10 protein-coding genes are annotated in these 13,572 nt (G+C 68.9%); 3 read left to right on the top strand and 7 right to left on the bottom strand.

The features are described 5' to 3' along the window. The first annotated feature begins 149 nt into the window (after nucleotides 1-149). Together ACRWK7_RS24865 and ACRWK7_RS24860 are read left to right on the top strand one after the other, a co-directional pair. Nucleotides 150-1,877 (top strand): sensor histidine kinase, encoded by a 1,728-nt coding sequence (locus ACRWK7_RS24865; RefSeq protein WP_431859014.1) that lies wholly within the window; start codon nucleotides 150-152, stop codon nucleotides 1,875-1,877. Further along, complete coding sequence (locus tag ACRWK7_RS24860; protein ID WP_431859013.1) at nucleotides 1,874-3,229, top strand: sigma-54-dependent transcriptional regulator; 1,356 nt, start codon at nucleotides 1,874-1,876, stop codon at nucleotides 3,227-3,229. The genes ACRWK7_RS24865 and ACRWK7_RS24860 overlap by 4 nt, the downstream gene beginning before the upstream one ends. 898 nt (nucleotides 3,230-4,127) lie before the next feature. Here ACRWK7_RS24860 and ACRWK7_RS24855 read toward each other — a convergent pair. The 4 genes from ACRWK7_RS24855 to ACRWK7_RS24840 all read right to left on the bottom strand — a co-directional run bounded on the left by ACRWK7_RS24855 (nucleotide 4,128) and on the right by ACRWK7_RS24840 (nucleotide 6,255). Further along, complete coding sequence (locus ACRWK7_RS24855; RefSeq protein WP_431859012.1) at nucleotides 4,128-4,295, bottom strand: hypothetical protein; 168 nt, start codon at nucleotides 4,293-4,295, stop codon at nucleotides 4,128-4,130. A 70-nt stretch (nucleotides 4,296-4,365) separates the two neighbouring features. Then, nucleotides 4,366-5,106 (bottom strand): SDR family oxidoreductase, encoded by a 741-nt coding sequence (locus ACRWK7_RS24850; protein ID WP_431859011.1) that lies wholly within the window; start codon nucleotides 5,104-5,106, stop codon nucleotides 4,366-4,368. A 23-nt stretch (nucleotides 5,107-5,129) separates the two neighbouring features. Continuing rightward, nucleotides 5,130-5,825 (bottom strand): DUF2161 domain-containing phosphodiesterase, encoded by a 696-nt coding sequence (locus ACRWK7_RS24845; RefSeq protein WP_431859010.1) that lies wholly within the window; start codon nucleotides 5,823-5,825, stop codon nucleotides 5,130-5,132. 1 nt (nucleotide 5,826) lies between these two features. Beyond that, on the bottom strand, nucleotides 5,827-6,255 hold the full coding sequence (locus ACRWK7_RS24840) for a GNAT family N-acetyltransferase (RefSeq protein WP_431859009.1): 429 nt from the start codon (nucleotides 6,253-6,255) through the stop codon (nucleotides 5,827-5,829). Nucleotides 6,256-6,345: 90 nt separating this feature from the next. Here ACRWK7_RS24840 and ACRWK7_RS24835 point away from each other — a divergent pair, with 90 nt between their 5' ends. Beyond that, nucleotides 6,346-7,278: an NADP-dependent oxidoreductase gene (locus tag ACRWK7_RS24835; protein ID WP_431859008.1), complete on the top strand. Its 933-nt coding sequence runs from the start codon at nucleotides 6,346-6,348 to the stop codon at nucleotides 7,276-7,278. 193 nt (nucleotides 7,279-7,471) lie between these two features. Here ACRWK7_RS24835 and scpA read toward each other — a convergent pair whose 3' ends face one another. The 3 genes from scpA to ACRWK7_RS24820 form a co-directional block, all read right to left on the bottom strand. Then, nucleotides 7,472-9,625: a methylmalonyl-CoA mutase gene (scpA, locus tag ACRWK7_RS24830; protein ID WP_431859007.1), complete on the bottom strand. Its 2,154-nt coding sequence runs from the start codon at nucleotides 9,623-9,625 to the stop codon at nucleotides 7,472-7,474. A gap of 244 nt (nucleotides 9,626-9,869) precedes the next feature. Beyond that, nucleotides 9,870-11,867, bottom strand: coding sequence for an acetyl-CoA carboxylase biotin carboxylase subunit (gene accC, locus ACRWK7_RS24825; protein WP_431859006.1), 1,998 nt, complete (start codon nucleotides 11,865-11,867; stop codon nucleotides 9,870-9,872). A 15-nt stretch (nucleotides 11,868-11,882) separates the two neighbouring features. Then, nucleotides 11,883-13,415: an acyl-CoA carboxylase subunit beta gene (locus tag ACRWK7_RS24820; RefSeq protein WP_431859005.1), complete on the bottom strand. Its 1,533-nt coding sequence runs from the start codon at nucleotides 13,413-13,415 to the stop codon at nucleotides 11,883-11,885. Between the last annotated feature and the right edge of the window lie 157 nt (nucleotides 13,416-13,572).

Here is a 13,572-nt window from a genome sequence, read left to right as displayed (position 1 = left end):
AGATGATGAACATCGCAGCGCAACGACGCGACATTCCGTGAGCTGCGCCACAAGACTCGGAAATCCCGTAGGACGCCCGAAAAAGAGGCCTTGCCGACACCGCCCGCCCGGCGCAGAACCCTTGGGATGACCACGCCCGTCAAAGCCCCATGAATCCGCCCGGCCGCATGCGCCTTCTGGCGTTGCTCGTCCTCATCCTCGGCGCGCCCCTGGCCGCGGCGGTGGCGGCCGCGTGGGGTGAGCAGGTCGCCCGCCAGGGCCTGCGCGAGGAAGGCCACGCCCAGCTCGCCCTGTTCAGCGCCAATCTGCGCACCGAGCTGGAAAAGCACCGCGCCGTGCCCTTCGTCATGGTGCACGACCGCGGCGTTGCGGAGCTGCTGGCCGACCCGCAGCCCGACGCGCGGATCGCCATGAACCGCAAGCTGGAGGCCATCGCCGACGCGCTGCCGGCCTCGGCGCTGTACCTGATGGACGCCGAGGGCAACACGCTGGCGTCGAGCAACTGGAACCGCCCGGACAGCTTCGTCGGCCAGAACTTCGCTTTCCGCCCCTATTTCCAGAGCGCCATCGCGCGTGGCGAGGGGCACCATTTCGCGCTGGGCACCACCTCGCTGGTGCCGGGCTATTACACCGCGCACCGGGTGGTGGCGGAAAACCGCACACTGGGTGTGCTCGTTCTGAAAGTGGCCTTCAACGCCCTGGAGGCTGGCTGGCGCGAGGCCACGCCGCGCGTCGCCGTCACCGACCGGGACGGGCTGGTCTTCATCACCAACGTCGATTCCTGGCGCTTCCACAGCCTGCCGGCCGAGCATCCCGACGCCCCCGGCACCATGCCCGGCATCGACCCCCTGCCCTGGCGGCTCGACCCGCACGGCGGCGAGGTGGTGACGGTGGAGGAGAACCGGCAGCGCCGCCCCTACCTGATGGCCTCCATGGCGTTGCCCGACGGCGACTGGACGCTTCATCTGCTGACCAGGCTCGAGCCCGCGTACGCCCGCGCCCGGCAGGCGGCGCTGCTGGCGGCCGGCGCGGTGGCGCTGCTGGTGATGGGCGGCCTGCTGATCGCCCAGCGCCGCCACGCCATGCAGGAGCGCCTCGCCATCCAGGAGGAGGCGCGCGCCGAGCTGGAGCGCCGGGTCGCCGAGGCCACCACCGAACTGCGCGCCCGCGAGAACGAGCTGGTGCAGGCGGCGAAGCTGGCGGCGCTCGGCCAGATGTCGGCGGGCATCGCGCACGAGATCAACCAGCCCCTGGCCGCCATCCGCACCTTCGCCGACAACGCCACCGTGCTGCTGGAGCGCGGCAAGGCGGAGATGGTGCGCGACAACCTGCTGGAGATCGCCGGCCTGACCGACCGCATGGCCGCCATCACCCGCCACCTCAAGGGCTTCGCCCGCCGCGCGTCCGGCCGGCAGAGCGCGGTGGACGTGGTTTCCGCCGTGCACCAGGTGCTGGCGCTGCTGGAGGCGCGGCGGCGGCGCGACGACGTCACCGTGGCCCTCGACCTGCCGGGCGAGCCGGTGTGGGTCAACGGCGAGGACGTGCGCCTGCAGCAGGTGCTGGTCAACCTGTTCACCAACGCCGGCGACGCCATGCGCGGCCGGCCGGAGCGGACCCTCCACCTGCGCCTGCGGACGGACGACGGCTGCGCGGTGCTGACGGTGCGCGACACCGGCGCCGGCATCGCCCCCGACGACCTCGGCCGCATGTTCGTGCCGTTCTTCACCACCAAGGAGGCCGGCGAGGGGCTGGGGCTGGGGCTGTCGATCTCGCACGGCATCGTCCGCGACTTCGGCGGCACCATCGCCGCGGCGAACCACCCGGACGGCGGCGCCTGTTTCACCCTGACCCTCAAGCGCACGGAGGCCCCGGCATGACCAACAGCCCCACTGGCAGCGGCGCGGTGTTGTTCATCGACGACGAGCGGCCGATCCGCATGGCCGGCTGCCAGGCGCTCGACCTCGCCGGCTTCGAGGTGACGCCGTGCGAGAGCGCCGAGCAAGGGCTGCGGCACATCACCCGCGACTGGCCGGGCTGCGTCATCAGCGACGTGCGCATGCCGCGCATGGACGGCATGGAGCTGCTGCAGAAGATCCGCGGGATCGACCCGGACATCCCGGTGATCCTGATCACCGGGCACGGCGACGTGCCCATGGCGGTGCAGGCGATGCGCGACGGCGCCTACGACTTCGTCGAAAAGCCCTTCGCCACCGACCGCCTCGTCGAGATCGCCCGGCGCGCCGCCGACCGCCGCCGCCTCGTGCTGGAGAACCGCCGGCTGCGCGCCGAGCTGTCGGAGAAATCCGGTGAGGCCTACCCCATCATCGGCCGCACGTCGGGCATCGAGCGGCTGCGCGCCACCATCACCGCGGTGGCCGGCACCAGCGCCGACGTGCTGGTGCTGGGCGAGACCGGCACCGGCAAGGAGCTGGTCGCCCGCAACCTGCACGCCCAGAGCCCGCGCGCCAAGAACCCCTTCGTGGCGCTGAACTGCGGCGCCATGCCGGAATCGATCATCGAGAGCGAGCTGTTCGGCCACGAGCCCGGCGCCTTCACCGGCGCCCTCAAGCGCCGGGTCGGGCGCATCGAGCACGCCAGCAAGGGCACGCTGTTCCTCGACGAGATCGAGAGCATGCCGATGTCGCTCCAGGTCCGGATGCTGCGCGTGCTGCAGGAGCGGGTGGTGGAGCCGCTGGGCAGCAACGACATCGTGCCGGTCGACCTGCGCGTCGTCGCCGCCACCAAGGTGGACCTGCGCAAGGCCGCCGACGAGCGGACCTTCCGTGAGGACCTGTACTACCGCCTGAACGTGGTGGTCATCACCATCCCGCCGCTGCGCGACCGCCGCGACGACATCCCCCTGCTGTTCCAGCACTTCGTCATGCAGGCGGCCCAGCGCTACGGCCGCGAGGCGCCGCACCTGACGGCGGCGCAGACGCACCGGCTGATGACGCACGACTGGCCCGGCAACGTCCGCGAGCTGCGCAACGCCGCGGACCGCTTCGTGCTGGGCATCGACGAGGCGCTGGCGGCCTCGGCCCCCGCCGTGGGCGGGGCCCTCTCGCTGGCCGAGCAGGTCGACCTGTTCGAGAAGAGCGTCATCGAGACGGAGCTGGCCCGCCACAAGGGCAGCATCAAGGCGACGACCGAGGCGCTGGGCATCCCCAGGAAGACCTTCTACGACAAGCTGAAGCGCTACGGCCTGAGCCGCGAGGACTTCGTGGAGTAGCGGGGAGCGGCGAATGGAACACTGTGGAACACTCTGAAACAGTGTGCGGGGTGTGTTCAGTTCACAGCTCCAGGACGGCGGGGGATGGTGCGGTGGGATCGCGGGACGGTGGGCATGGCACCCCCTCCCACGACGGTTTATCAGACTTAATTCCTATCACGATCACGCGAGTTTTGCAAGATTCGGGTGCAGCTTCCGCTCGCGGGATGGGGCTGTTTTCTTATCAGACAGCGGACCCGGGTGCCGCGACGCGGTTTTTTGAGCAATCTCAATGACTGCCCGTCATCGCCGCTAAGGCGCATGGGCGCTGACTTTGGCACCCTTCCCCCCTCCCCGCGCCTTTTGGGCCGTCATCCCCGCGAAGGCGCATAGGCGCTAAGTTTAGCGGTTGGCGACCGGTTTCGGCGACCAATCACTGCCCCAAACCGTCATCCCCGCGAAAGCGGGGATCCATACGTTCCACAGCCTCTTGCCTCGGGAATTATGGATCCCCGCCTTCGCGCACGGCTGTCCGGGAAACGTGTTTAAGCTTCTGAAACGGCAGAGTTCTGTGGTTCCGAGTCTCCACCTCGGGGAGGTGACGGCCCCGTGCGCGTTTCTTCCATTTTTCGTCATCCCCGCGAAAGCGGGGATCCAGAGAACCTCGGGAAATCAACCCCTTGCCAACTCTCCTGGATCCCCGCTTTCGCGGGGATGACGGTTGAGAGAAGCGAAGAAATGCAACTATGCTCTTTTCCCCGGACAGTCGTGCACCTTCGCGGGGATGACGGAAAGAATTTGATTGAACGGATAAGGAGTGATGGGCCGGCAATAGTCGCGTGGCGATGGGCAGCGGACCGATGATCCCGCTGACCGCACGCGGATCCACGCCGAGCGATCGCCCTGGATCCACGTGCGGTCAGCGTTTCGCGGGTTTGCGGCGTTTCGCTGTCGCGGGCCTCGGCGCGGCCATCGCCTTGAGGAACGCCGCCTGATTGCGCTTCGCCGCCGCGGCGAAGACGCCGGTCCAAATGCTTGCCGCCTGGTTCGCCCAGGACAGCCAGACGCTGCGCGGTGTGCCTTTCATGGCGGACTCCCTCTGCTGTGCACCGCAACAACAGACGAAGGCACATTCCCTCTCCACCCCGGACGGGCGCCTACCGCCCCCCGCTGACGTTCAGCACCGCCCCGGTCACGTAGGACGCGGCGTCGGAGAGCAGCCAGAGGATCGCCTCCGCCGTCTCCTCCGCGGTGCCCGGCCGGCCGATGGGCGGCGAGGTGGCGAACTTGTCGAGCCGGCTGCCCACCCCCGGAATCACCTGGATGTCGGTGTCGATCAGCCCCGGCCGCACGGCGTTGACCCGGATGCCCTCCTTGGCCACCTCGCGCGCCAAGCCGATGGTCAGGCTGTCGATGGCGCCCTTGCTCGCCGCGTAGGCCACGAACTCGCCCGGCGAGCCCAACTCGGCCGCCATGGACCCGAGGTTGACGATCGTCCCGCCCGGCCCGCCGTGCCGGGTGGACAGCCGTTTCACCGCCTCGCGGCAGCACAGGATGGTGCCCATCACGTTGATGTCCACCGTGCGGCGCAGCCCGGCCACGTCCGCCTCGTCCAGCCGGCCGTACGGCCCGACGATGCCGGCGCTGTTGACCAGCGTGGCCAGCGGCCCCAGCCGCTCCGCCGCCGCGAACAGGGCGCGCACGTCCGCCTCGTCGGCCACGTCGCCCGAAAACGCCTCGGCCACGCCGCCGGCGTCGCGGATGGCGCGGACGGTGGCCTCGGCCGCGGCGGCGTTGGACGCGTAGTTCACCGCCACCGCGTAGCCGCGCTGCGCCCCCAGCCGCGCCACCGCGGCGCCGATGCCGCGGCTGCCGCCCGTCACGATCAGCGTCGCCATGCCCGTCCCTCCCTTGGCCTTGCTTATGCGTCCTCCAGAGCATAGGCGAAGGCGGCGATCCCCTGAACCCCGCCTTCCGACACATGGTAGGTGCCGCGCTCGACCCGCTCGAACCAGCCGTAGACGTCCTGCTGGAGGATCTTCGCCACGTCGGCCGGCGCGCCCGCCACGCGCATCGCCTTCAGCGTCATCGGCCCGTTGGCGTGCAGCAGACGGGCGCAGCGCAGCGCGTCCTGCCGGTAGGCGGTGACGATGGGCACGCGGGTCGAGCCGCCGCGGTTCGGGTCGCCGGCGCGCCGCGCGTGCTCGCCAAGCATCCGGGTGGTGCGCTTCTTGTCCTTGCGCGGGGTGTAGGGAACGGGGTCGAGCAGCACCTCCACCCGGTGCCGCTCGGTGCGCGCCGGATCGACGATCAGCAGCCCGACGCCGAGGCGGCGGCACAGCTTCTTCACATGCGCATCGTACGGCGACGGGCCGGAGGCGCGGCGGCCCGGCTGCGGCACAGCGAGGTAGACGGTGTCCGTCACCGCCAGCCGGTCCACGCCCTGCAACAGCAACTCCAGGGTGAAGCGCTTCTTCAACTCGACGATCACCGGCGGCTCCGCGCCGCGCACGGCCACGAGGTCGCAGCCGTGGATCTCCGCCTTCACCACGTAACCCTGGCCTTCCAGGAAAGCCTTGACCGGGGCGTACAGCTCGGTCTCCGCGGCGACGGTCACGTCACAGCGCCTTGCGCAGCCAGATCTGGCGGTGGCCGGGCGGGAAATCCTCCAGCACGCCCCATTGCTCGTAGCCCAGCTTGGCGTAGAAGCCGGGCGCCTGGAAATCGTAGGTGTAGAGGCGCGACCAGCGGCAACCGCGCTTCGCCGCCTCCTGCTCGGCCGCGCGCATCAGCCGTGCGCCGAGGCCGCTGCCGCGCCAGCGCTCGTCCACCCACAGGTAGTCCACGTACAGCCACTGCCATTGCGTCAGCCCGGTCAGGCCGCCGGCCAGGGCACCCTCCGCCGTGCGGGCGGTGACCAGCAGGTCGTGCCGGTCGTAGGGGCCGCTGTGCGGCTCGTTGAAGCGGCGCAGGCTGTCGTGGATGCGGGCGACCTCGACGGGGTCGAGTTCGCCGGAGAGGGAGATGGTCAGGCTGTCGTCGGTCATGGGGGGCTTGTCAGATCCGGAATGCGGCGGAAGTCTAGGGGGAATGGGAGGCGGTCACAACGGTTTACCCGGCAAACCCAGGAGTACGGCATGAAGGCGATCCGAATCCACCAATACGGCGGCCCGGACGTGCTGCGCTACGAGGAGGCGCCGCGTCCGCGGCTGGCCGAGGGCGACGTGCTGGTCCGCGTGCACGCCGCCGGCATCAACCCGGTGGACTGGAAGGTCCGCCAGGGCTACCTGCGCCAGATGATCCCCTACACCCTCCCCTTCATCCCCGGCTGGGACGTGTCGGGCGTGGTCGAGGAGATCGGCCCCGGCGCGCAGGGTTTCACCGTCGGTGACGAGGTCTACTCGCGGCCGGACATCGCCCGCGACGGCGCCTACGCCGAGTACATCGCGGTGCGCGCGTCGGAGCTGGCGCGCAAGCCGCGGACGCTCAGCCACGTCGAAGCGGCCGGCGTGCCGCTGGCCGGCATCACCGCGTGGCAGGCGCTGTTCGACGTCGGCGGACTGACGGCCGGGCAGACGGTGCTGATCCACGCGGCGAGCGGCGGCGTGGGCAGCTTCGCCGTGCAGTTCGCCAAGTGGAAGGGCGCGCGGGTGCTCGCCACCGCCTCGGCGGCGAACCACGAGCTGGTGCGCGACCTCGGCGCCGACGAGGTCATCGACTACCGCGCCACGCGGTTCGAGGACGCGGCGCGCGACGTGGACGTGGTGTTCGACACCATCGGCGGCGAGACCCAGCAGCGCTCGTGGAGCGTGCTGAAGCCCGGCGGCATCCAGGTGTCCATCGTCAGCCCGCCGCCGGAGGAGACGGCGAAGGCGCGCGGCGTGCGGGCCGGCTACCTGTTCATCGGCCCGAACGCGGCCGTCCTGACGGAAATCGCCGGGCTGATCGACGAGGGCCGTGTGCGCCCGATCATCGGCGAGGTGATGCCGCTGGCCGAGGCGCGGCGGGCGCACGAACTGAGCCAGACGGGCCACGCGCGGGGGAAGATCGTGCTGCGGGTGGTGGGATAGGCTGCGGCGTTGGGCGCCCACCCTGACCCTCCCCCACTGCGCGGGGGAGGGGAAAGACTCCTTTCCCCGCGACGTGGGGAAGCCCGATGCACAGACGCGCCAAAAAGAAAGGCGCCTTGCGGCGCCTTCCAGGGGTCCAGGGGCCTCGCGGCCCCTGGCAGGGTGCGCGAGGGGCGGTGCCCCTCGCACTTGATCACGCAGCCAGCTTCTGCTTGCGCAGGATGCCGATGATCTCGGCGGCGGCCTTCGGGATGTTGGTGCCCGGCCCGTAGATGGCCGACACGCCGGACTTGTAGAGGTAGTCGTAGTCCTGCGGCGGGATGACGCCGCCGCACACCACCAGGATGTCGCCCGCACCCTGCTTGCGCAGTTCCTCGATCAGCTGCGGCACCAGCGTCTTGTGGCCGGCGGCCTGCGACGAGACGCCGATGACGTGCACGTCGTTCTCGATGGCCTGGCGGGCGGCCTCCTCCGGGGTCTGGAACAGCGGCCCGATGTCCACGTCGAAGCCGATGTCGGCGAAGGACGTGGCGATCACCTTGGCGCCGCGGTCGTGGCCGTCCTGACCCATCTTGACGACCAGGATGCGGGGGCGGCGGCCTTCCTCGGCGGAGAAGGCGTCGATGTCGTCCTGGATCGCCTTGAAGCCGGCGTCGCCCTCGTAAGCCGCGCCGTAGACGCCGGACACCGAGCGGATGTGCGCGACGTGGCGGGTGAACACCGTCTCCAGCGCGTCGGAGATCTCGCCCACCGTGGCGCGGGCGCGGGTGGCCTTGACGGCGAGGTCGAGCAGGTTGCCCGACTTCTCGGATGCGGCCTGGGTCAGCGCGTCGAGGGCGGCGCGGCAGGCGGCCTCGTCGCGGGTGGTGCGGACCCTCTGGAGGCGGGCGATCTGCGCCTCGCGCACCGCGGTGTTGTCGATGTCGAGGACGTCCACGCCCTCCGGGTTCTCCGGACGGTACTTGTTGACGCCGACGATCACCTCCTCGCCGCGGTCGATGCGGGCCTGGCGGCGGGCGGCGGCCTCCTCGATCAGCAGCTTGGGCATGCCGGACTCGACGGCCTTGGTCATGCCGCCCATCTCCTCGACCTTGTTGATCAGGTCGAGCGCCGCGTCGGCGAGGCTGTGCGTCAGGTTCTCGATGTAGTAGGAGCCGCCCAGCGGATCGACCACGTTGGTGACGCCGGTCTCCTCGGCGATGATCAGCTGGGTGTTGCGGGCGATGCGGGCCGAGAACTTGGTCGGCAGGCCAAGCGCCTCGTCGAAGGCGTTGGTGTGCAGCGACTGCGTGCCGCCGAGCACGGCGGCCAGCGCCTCGATGGCGGTGCGGATGACGTTGTTGTAGGGGTCCTGCTCGGTCAGCGACACGCCGGAGGTCTGGCAGTGCGTGCGCAGCGCCAGCGAGCGGGCGTCCTTCGGCTGGAACTTCTCCTGCATCAGCCGCGCCCACAGCAGGCGCGCGGCGCGCAGCTTGGCGATCTCCATGAAGAAGTTCATGCCGATCGAGAAGAAGAACGACAGGCGCGGCGCGAACTTGTCCACGGGCAGGCCCTTGGACATGGCGGCGCGCACGTATTCCAGGCCGTCGGCGATGGTGAAGGCCAACTCCTGCACCGCGGTCGCGCCGGCCTCCTGCATGTGGTAGCCGGAGATCGAGATCGAGTTGAACTTCGGCATGTTGAGCGCCGTGTACTCGATGATGTCCGCGATGATCCGCATCGAGGGCTCGGGCGGATAGATGTAGGTGTTGCGGACCATGAACTCCTTGAGGATGTCGTTCTGGATGGTGCCGGACAGCTTGTCCTGGCTCACCCCCTGCTCCTCGGCGGCGACGATGTAGCCGGCCAGGATCGGCAGCACGGCGCCGTTCATGGTCATCGAGACGGACATCTTGTCGAGCGGGATGCCGTCGAAGAGGATCTTCATATCCTCGACGCTGTCGATCGCCACGCCGGCCTTGCCGACGTCGCCGACGACGCGCGGGTGATCGCTGTCGTAGCCGCGGTGCGTGGCGAGGTCGAACGCCACCGACAGGCCCATCTGCCCGGCCTTCAGGTTGGCGCGGTAGAAGGCGTTGGACTCCTCGGCCGTCGAGAAGCCGGCGTACTGGCGGATGGTCCAGGGCCGGTGCGCGTACATGGTGGCGCGCGGGCCGCGGGTGAACGGCGCGAAGCCCGGCAGGCTGTCGGTCTCCAGGCCTTCCAGGTCGGCCGCGGTGTAGAGCGGCTTGACGTCCAGGCCTTCCGGCGTGTGCCAGGTCAGGTCCGCGAGAGTGCCGCCGGCGCCGATGTCCTTGGCGGCGAGGGCCTCCCAATCGGCCATGGTCTTCTTCGGAAAGTCGGACATGCAATGCCTCCAAGAATTCCTTGCGGGGACTTTACCCCCACCTTAACCGCAGCTTCCCGGAAAACCTGAACCATTCTCAACCGTCATCCCCGCGAAAGCGGGGATCCAGAATACCTTGCCGGAGCAGCGCCTTGCGGGACTCTCTGGATCCCCGCTTTCGCGGGGATGACGGTATTGAAACGTTCAGGCCGACCGAAAAGGCACTCCAGCCCCTCTCCCGTCAAGGGAGAGGGGCTTTGAAGGGTTATGCGAACTCGATGATCTTCTGGTCCACGGCCAGGCTGGTGCCCGGCGTGGCGTGCAGCTTGGACACCGTGCCGTCCTGCGCGGCCCGAAGGATGTTCTCCATCTTCATCGCCTCGACGACGGCCAGCACCTCGCCGGCCTTGACCTCCTGGCCCTCGCTCACCGCCAGTGAGACCAGCAGGCCCGGCATCGGCGAGAGCAGGAACTTCGACATGTCCGGCGGCAGCTTCTCCGGCATCAGCTTGTCCAGCGCCGCCGCGGTCGGGGTCAGCACCTTGACGTTGGCCTGGGCACCGGAGTGGAACAGCCGGTAGCCGACGCCCACCCGGTCGACCTGCACGCAGACGTGCGCGCCGTTCACCGTGCCGCGGAACAGCGGCTGGCCGATCTGCCAGTCGCTGCGCACCGCGTGGTGCGCGCCCGCGATGTCCACGCCGTAGGAGACGGCAGCGTCGCCGGCCACCGGATCGACGTGCACCGGGTGCTGGGCGCCGTCCAGCACCACCACCCAGTCGCTGCGCACCTTGGTCTTGTTGCCGGGCATCTTGCCGCTGATCAGGATGTCGCGGTCGTTCAGGCAGCGGTGGATCACCGCGGCGACCGAGATCAGGATCGCCGGATCCTCCGGCGGCAGGTCGGCGGCGTGGAAGCCGTTCGGGTATTCCTCGGCGATGAAGTTGGTGGTCAGCCGGCCGTCCACGAAGCGCTGGCTCGCCATCAGCGAGGCCAGGAACGGGATGTTGTGGCTGACGCCGCGGATGTAATACTGGTCCAGCGCCTCGCGCATGCGGGCGATGGCCTCGTTGCGCGTCGGAGCCCACGTGCACAGCTTGGCGATCATGGGATCGTAGTACATCGAGATCTCGCCGCCCTCGTACACGCCGGTATCGACGCGCACGCTCGGGTTCTCGGCCGGCGGCTGGTAATGGGTCAGGCGGCCGGTCGAGGGCAGGAAGTTGCGGAACGGATCCTCGGCGTAGACGCGGGCCTCCAGCGCCCAGCCGTTCAGCTTCACGTCGTCCTGCTTGATGGTCAGCTTCTCGCCGGCGGCGACGCGGATCATCTGCTCGACGAGGTCGAGGCCGGTGATCAGCTCGGTGACCGGGTGCTCCACCTGCAGGCGGGTGTTCATCTCCAGGAAGTAGAAGTTGCGCTCGGCATCGACGATGAACTCGACGGTGCCGGCCGACTTGTACTGCACGGCGTTGGCCAGGGCGACGGCCTGCTCGCCCATCGCCTTGCGGGTGGCTTCGTCGAGGAACGGCGACGGCGCCTCCTCGATGACTTTCTGGTGGCGGCGCTGGATCGAGCACTCGCGCTCGCCCAGGTACAGCGCGGTGCCCTGGCCGTCGGCCAGCACCTGGATCTCGATGTGGCGCGGCTGCTGGATGTACTTCTCGACGAAGACGCGGTCGTCGGCGAAGGAGGAGCGCGCCTCGTTCTTGGCCGACTGGTAGCCCTCGCGGGCCTCGTCGTCGTTCCAGGCCACGCGCATGCCCTTGCCGCCGCCGCCGGCCGAGGCCTTGATCATCACCGGATAGCCGATGTCGCGGGCGATGGCGACCGCGTCGGTGTCGGTCTCGATGACGCCGAGGTAGCCGGGCACGGTCGACACGCCGGCTTCCTTGGCCAGCTTCTTCGACTCGATCTTGTCGCCCATCGCCTGGATGGCGTGCGCGTCCGGGCCGATGAAGGCGATGCCGGCCTTGGCCAGCGCCTCCTGGAACTCGCGCTTCTCCGACAGGAAGCCGTAGCCGGGGTGCACGGCCTGGGCGCCGGTCTTCTTGCAGGCATCGACGATGCGGTCGATCAGCAGGTAGCTCTGCGCCGACGGCGGCGGGCCGATGTGCACGGCCTCGTCGGCCATCTCGACGTGCAGCGCGTTCTTGTCCGCATCCGAATAGACCGCGACCGTCTTGATCCCTAAGCGGCGGCAGGTCTTGATGACGCGGCAGGCGATCTCGCCACGGTTGGCGATGAGAATCTTGGAAAACATTGCGCCTACCTCACGTCAGAGCGGGATGTTGTCATGCTTGCGCCACGGATTCTCCAGCTGCTTGTTGCGCAGCATGGAGAGCGCGTGGCACAGCCGCCGACGGGTGCCGTGCGGGCGGATGACGTCGTCGATGTAGCCGCGCGAGGCCGCGACGAACGGGTTGGCGAACTTCTGCCGGTACTCCTCGGTGCGCGCCTCGATGGCGGCCGGGTCGCCGAGGTCGGAGCGGAAGATGATCTCCACCGCGCCCTTCGGGCCCATCACCGCGATCTCCGCCGACGGCCAGGCGTAGTTGACGTCGCCGCGCAGGTGCTTCGACGACATCACGTCGTACGCGCCGCCGTAGGCCTTGCGGGTGATCACGGTGACCTTGGGAACCGTGCACTCGGCGTAGGCGAACAGCAGCTTGGCGCCGTGCTTGATGATGCCGCCGTACTCCTGCGCGGTGCCGGGCATGAAGCCGGGGACGTCCACGAAGGTGACGATCGGAATGTTGAAGGCGTCGCAGAAGCGCACGAAGCGCGCGGCCTTCTTCGAGCTGTCGATGTCCAGGCAGCCGGCCAGCACCATCGGCTGGTTGGCGACGAAGCCGACGGTCGAACCGTTCATGCGGCCGAAGCCGATGATGATGTTCTTGGCGAAGTCGGGCTGGATCTCGAAGAAGTCGCCCTCGTCCACGACCTTCAGGATCAGCTCCTTCATGTCGTAGGGCTTGTTCGGGTTCTCCGGGATCAGCGTGTCGAGCGAGAACTCCTCGCGCTCGATGGCGTCGGTGCAGGGGCGCTCCGGCGCCTTCTCGCGGTTGTTGGCCGGCAGGAAGTCGATGAAGCGGCGCAGCTGCAGGATCGCCTCGACGTCGTTCTCGAAGGCGTGGTCGGACACGCCCGACTTGGAGGAGTGGGTGACGGCGCCGCCCAGCTCCTCGGCGGTGACGACCTCGTGGGTGACGGTCTTCACCACGTCCGGGCCGGTCACGAACATGTAGGACGAGTCCTTCACCATGAAGATGAAGTCCGTCATGGCCGGCGAGTACACCGCGCCGCCCGCGCACGGGCCCATGATCATGGAGATCTGCGGGATGACGCCCGAGGCCAGCACGTTGCGCTGGAACACCTCGGCGTAGCCGCCGAGCGAGGCCACGCCCTCCTGGATGCGGGCACCGCCGGAATCGTTCAGGCCGATCACCGGAGCCCCGGCCTTCATGGCCATGTCCATGATCTTGCAGATCTTCTCGGCGTGCGCCTCGGACAGCGAGCCGCCGAACACGGTGAAGTCCTGGCTGAAGATGAAGATCAGCCGGCCGTTGACGGTGCCGTGGCCGATGACCACGCCGTCGCCCGGCACCTTCTGGCCTTCCATGCCGAAGTCGGTGCAGCGGTGTTCGACGAACATGTCGAACTCCTCGAACGAGCCCTCATCGACCAGCAGCTCGATGCGCTCGCGGGCGGTGAGCTTGCCCTTGGCGTGCTGCGACGCGATGCGCTTCTCGCCACCGCCCTGGCGCGCTCCGGCGCGCATGGCTTCCAACCTGGCCAGGATTTCCTGCATTCGGCGTTTCCCACTTGAACGAAGCCGGACACCTTGGGTGTCCCAGTCTGAGTTGGGGCGATTATTCACAAAGTTCGCAACGCTGCAATCCGCCCGAAACTTAGGCAGGGGCGAAATAGTGCGAACTTGCAAAAAACTTCGCGACCGCAGAGAATGG

This window comes from Azospirillum sp. (assembly GCF_050789165.1).
Note: the sequence above shows the minus strand (reverse complement) of the source record. Positions and strands in the feature narration are given on the sequence as shown.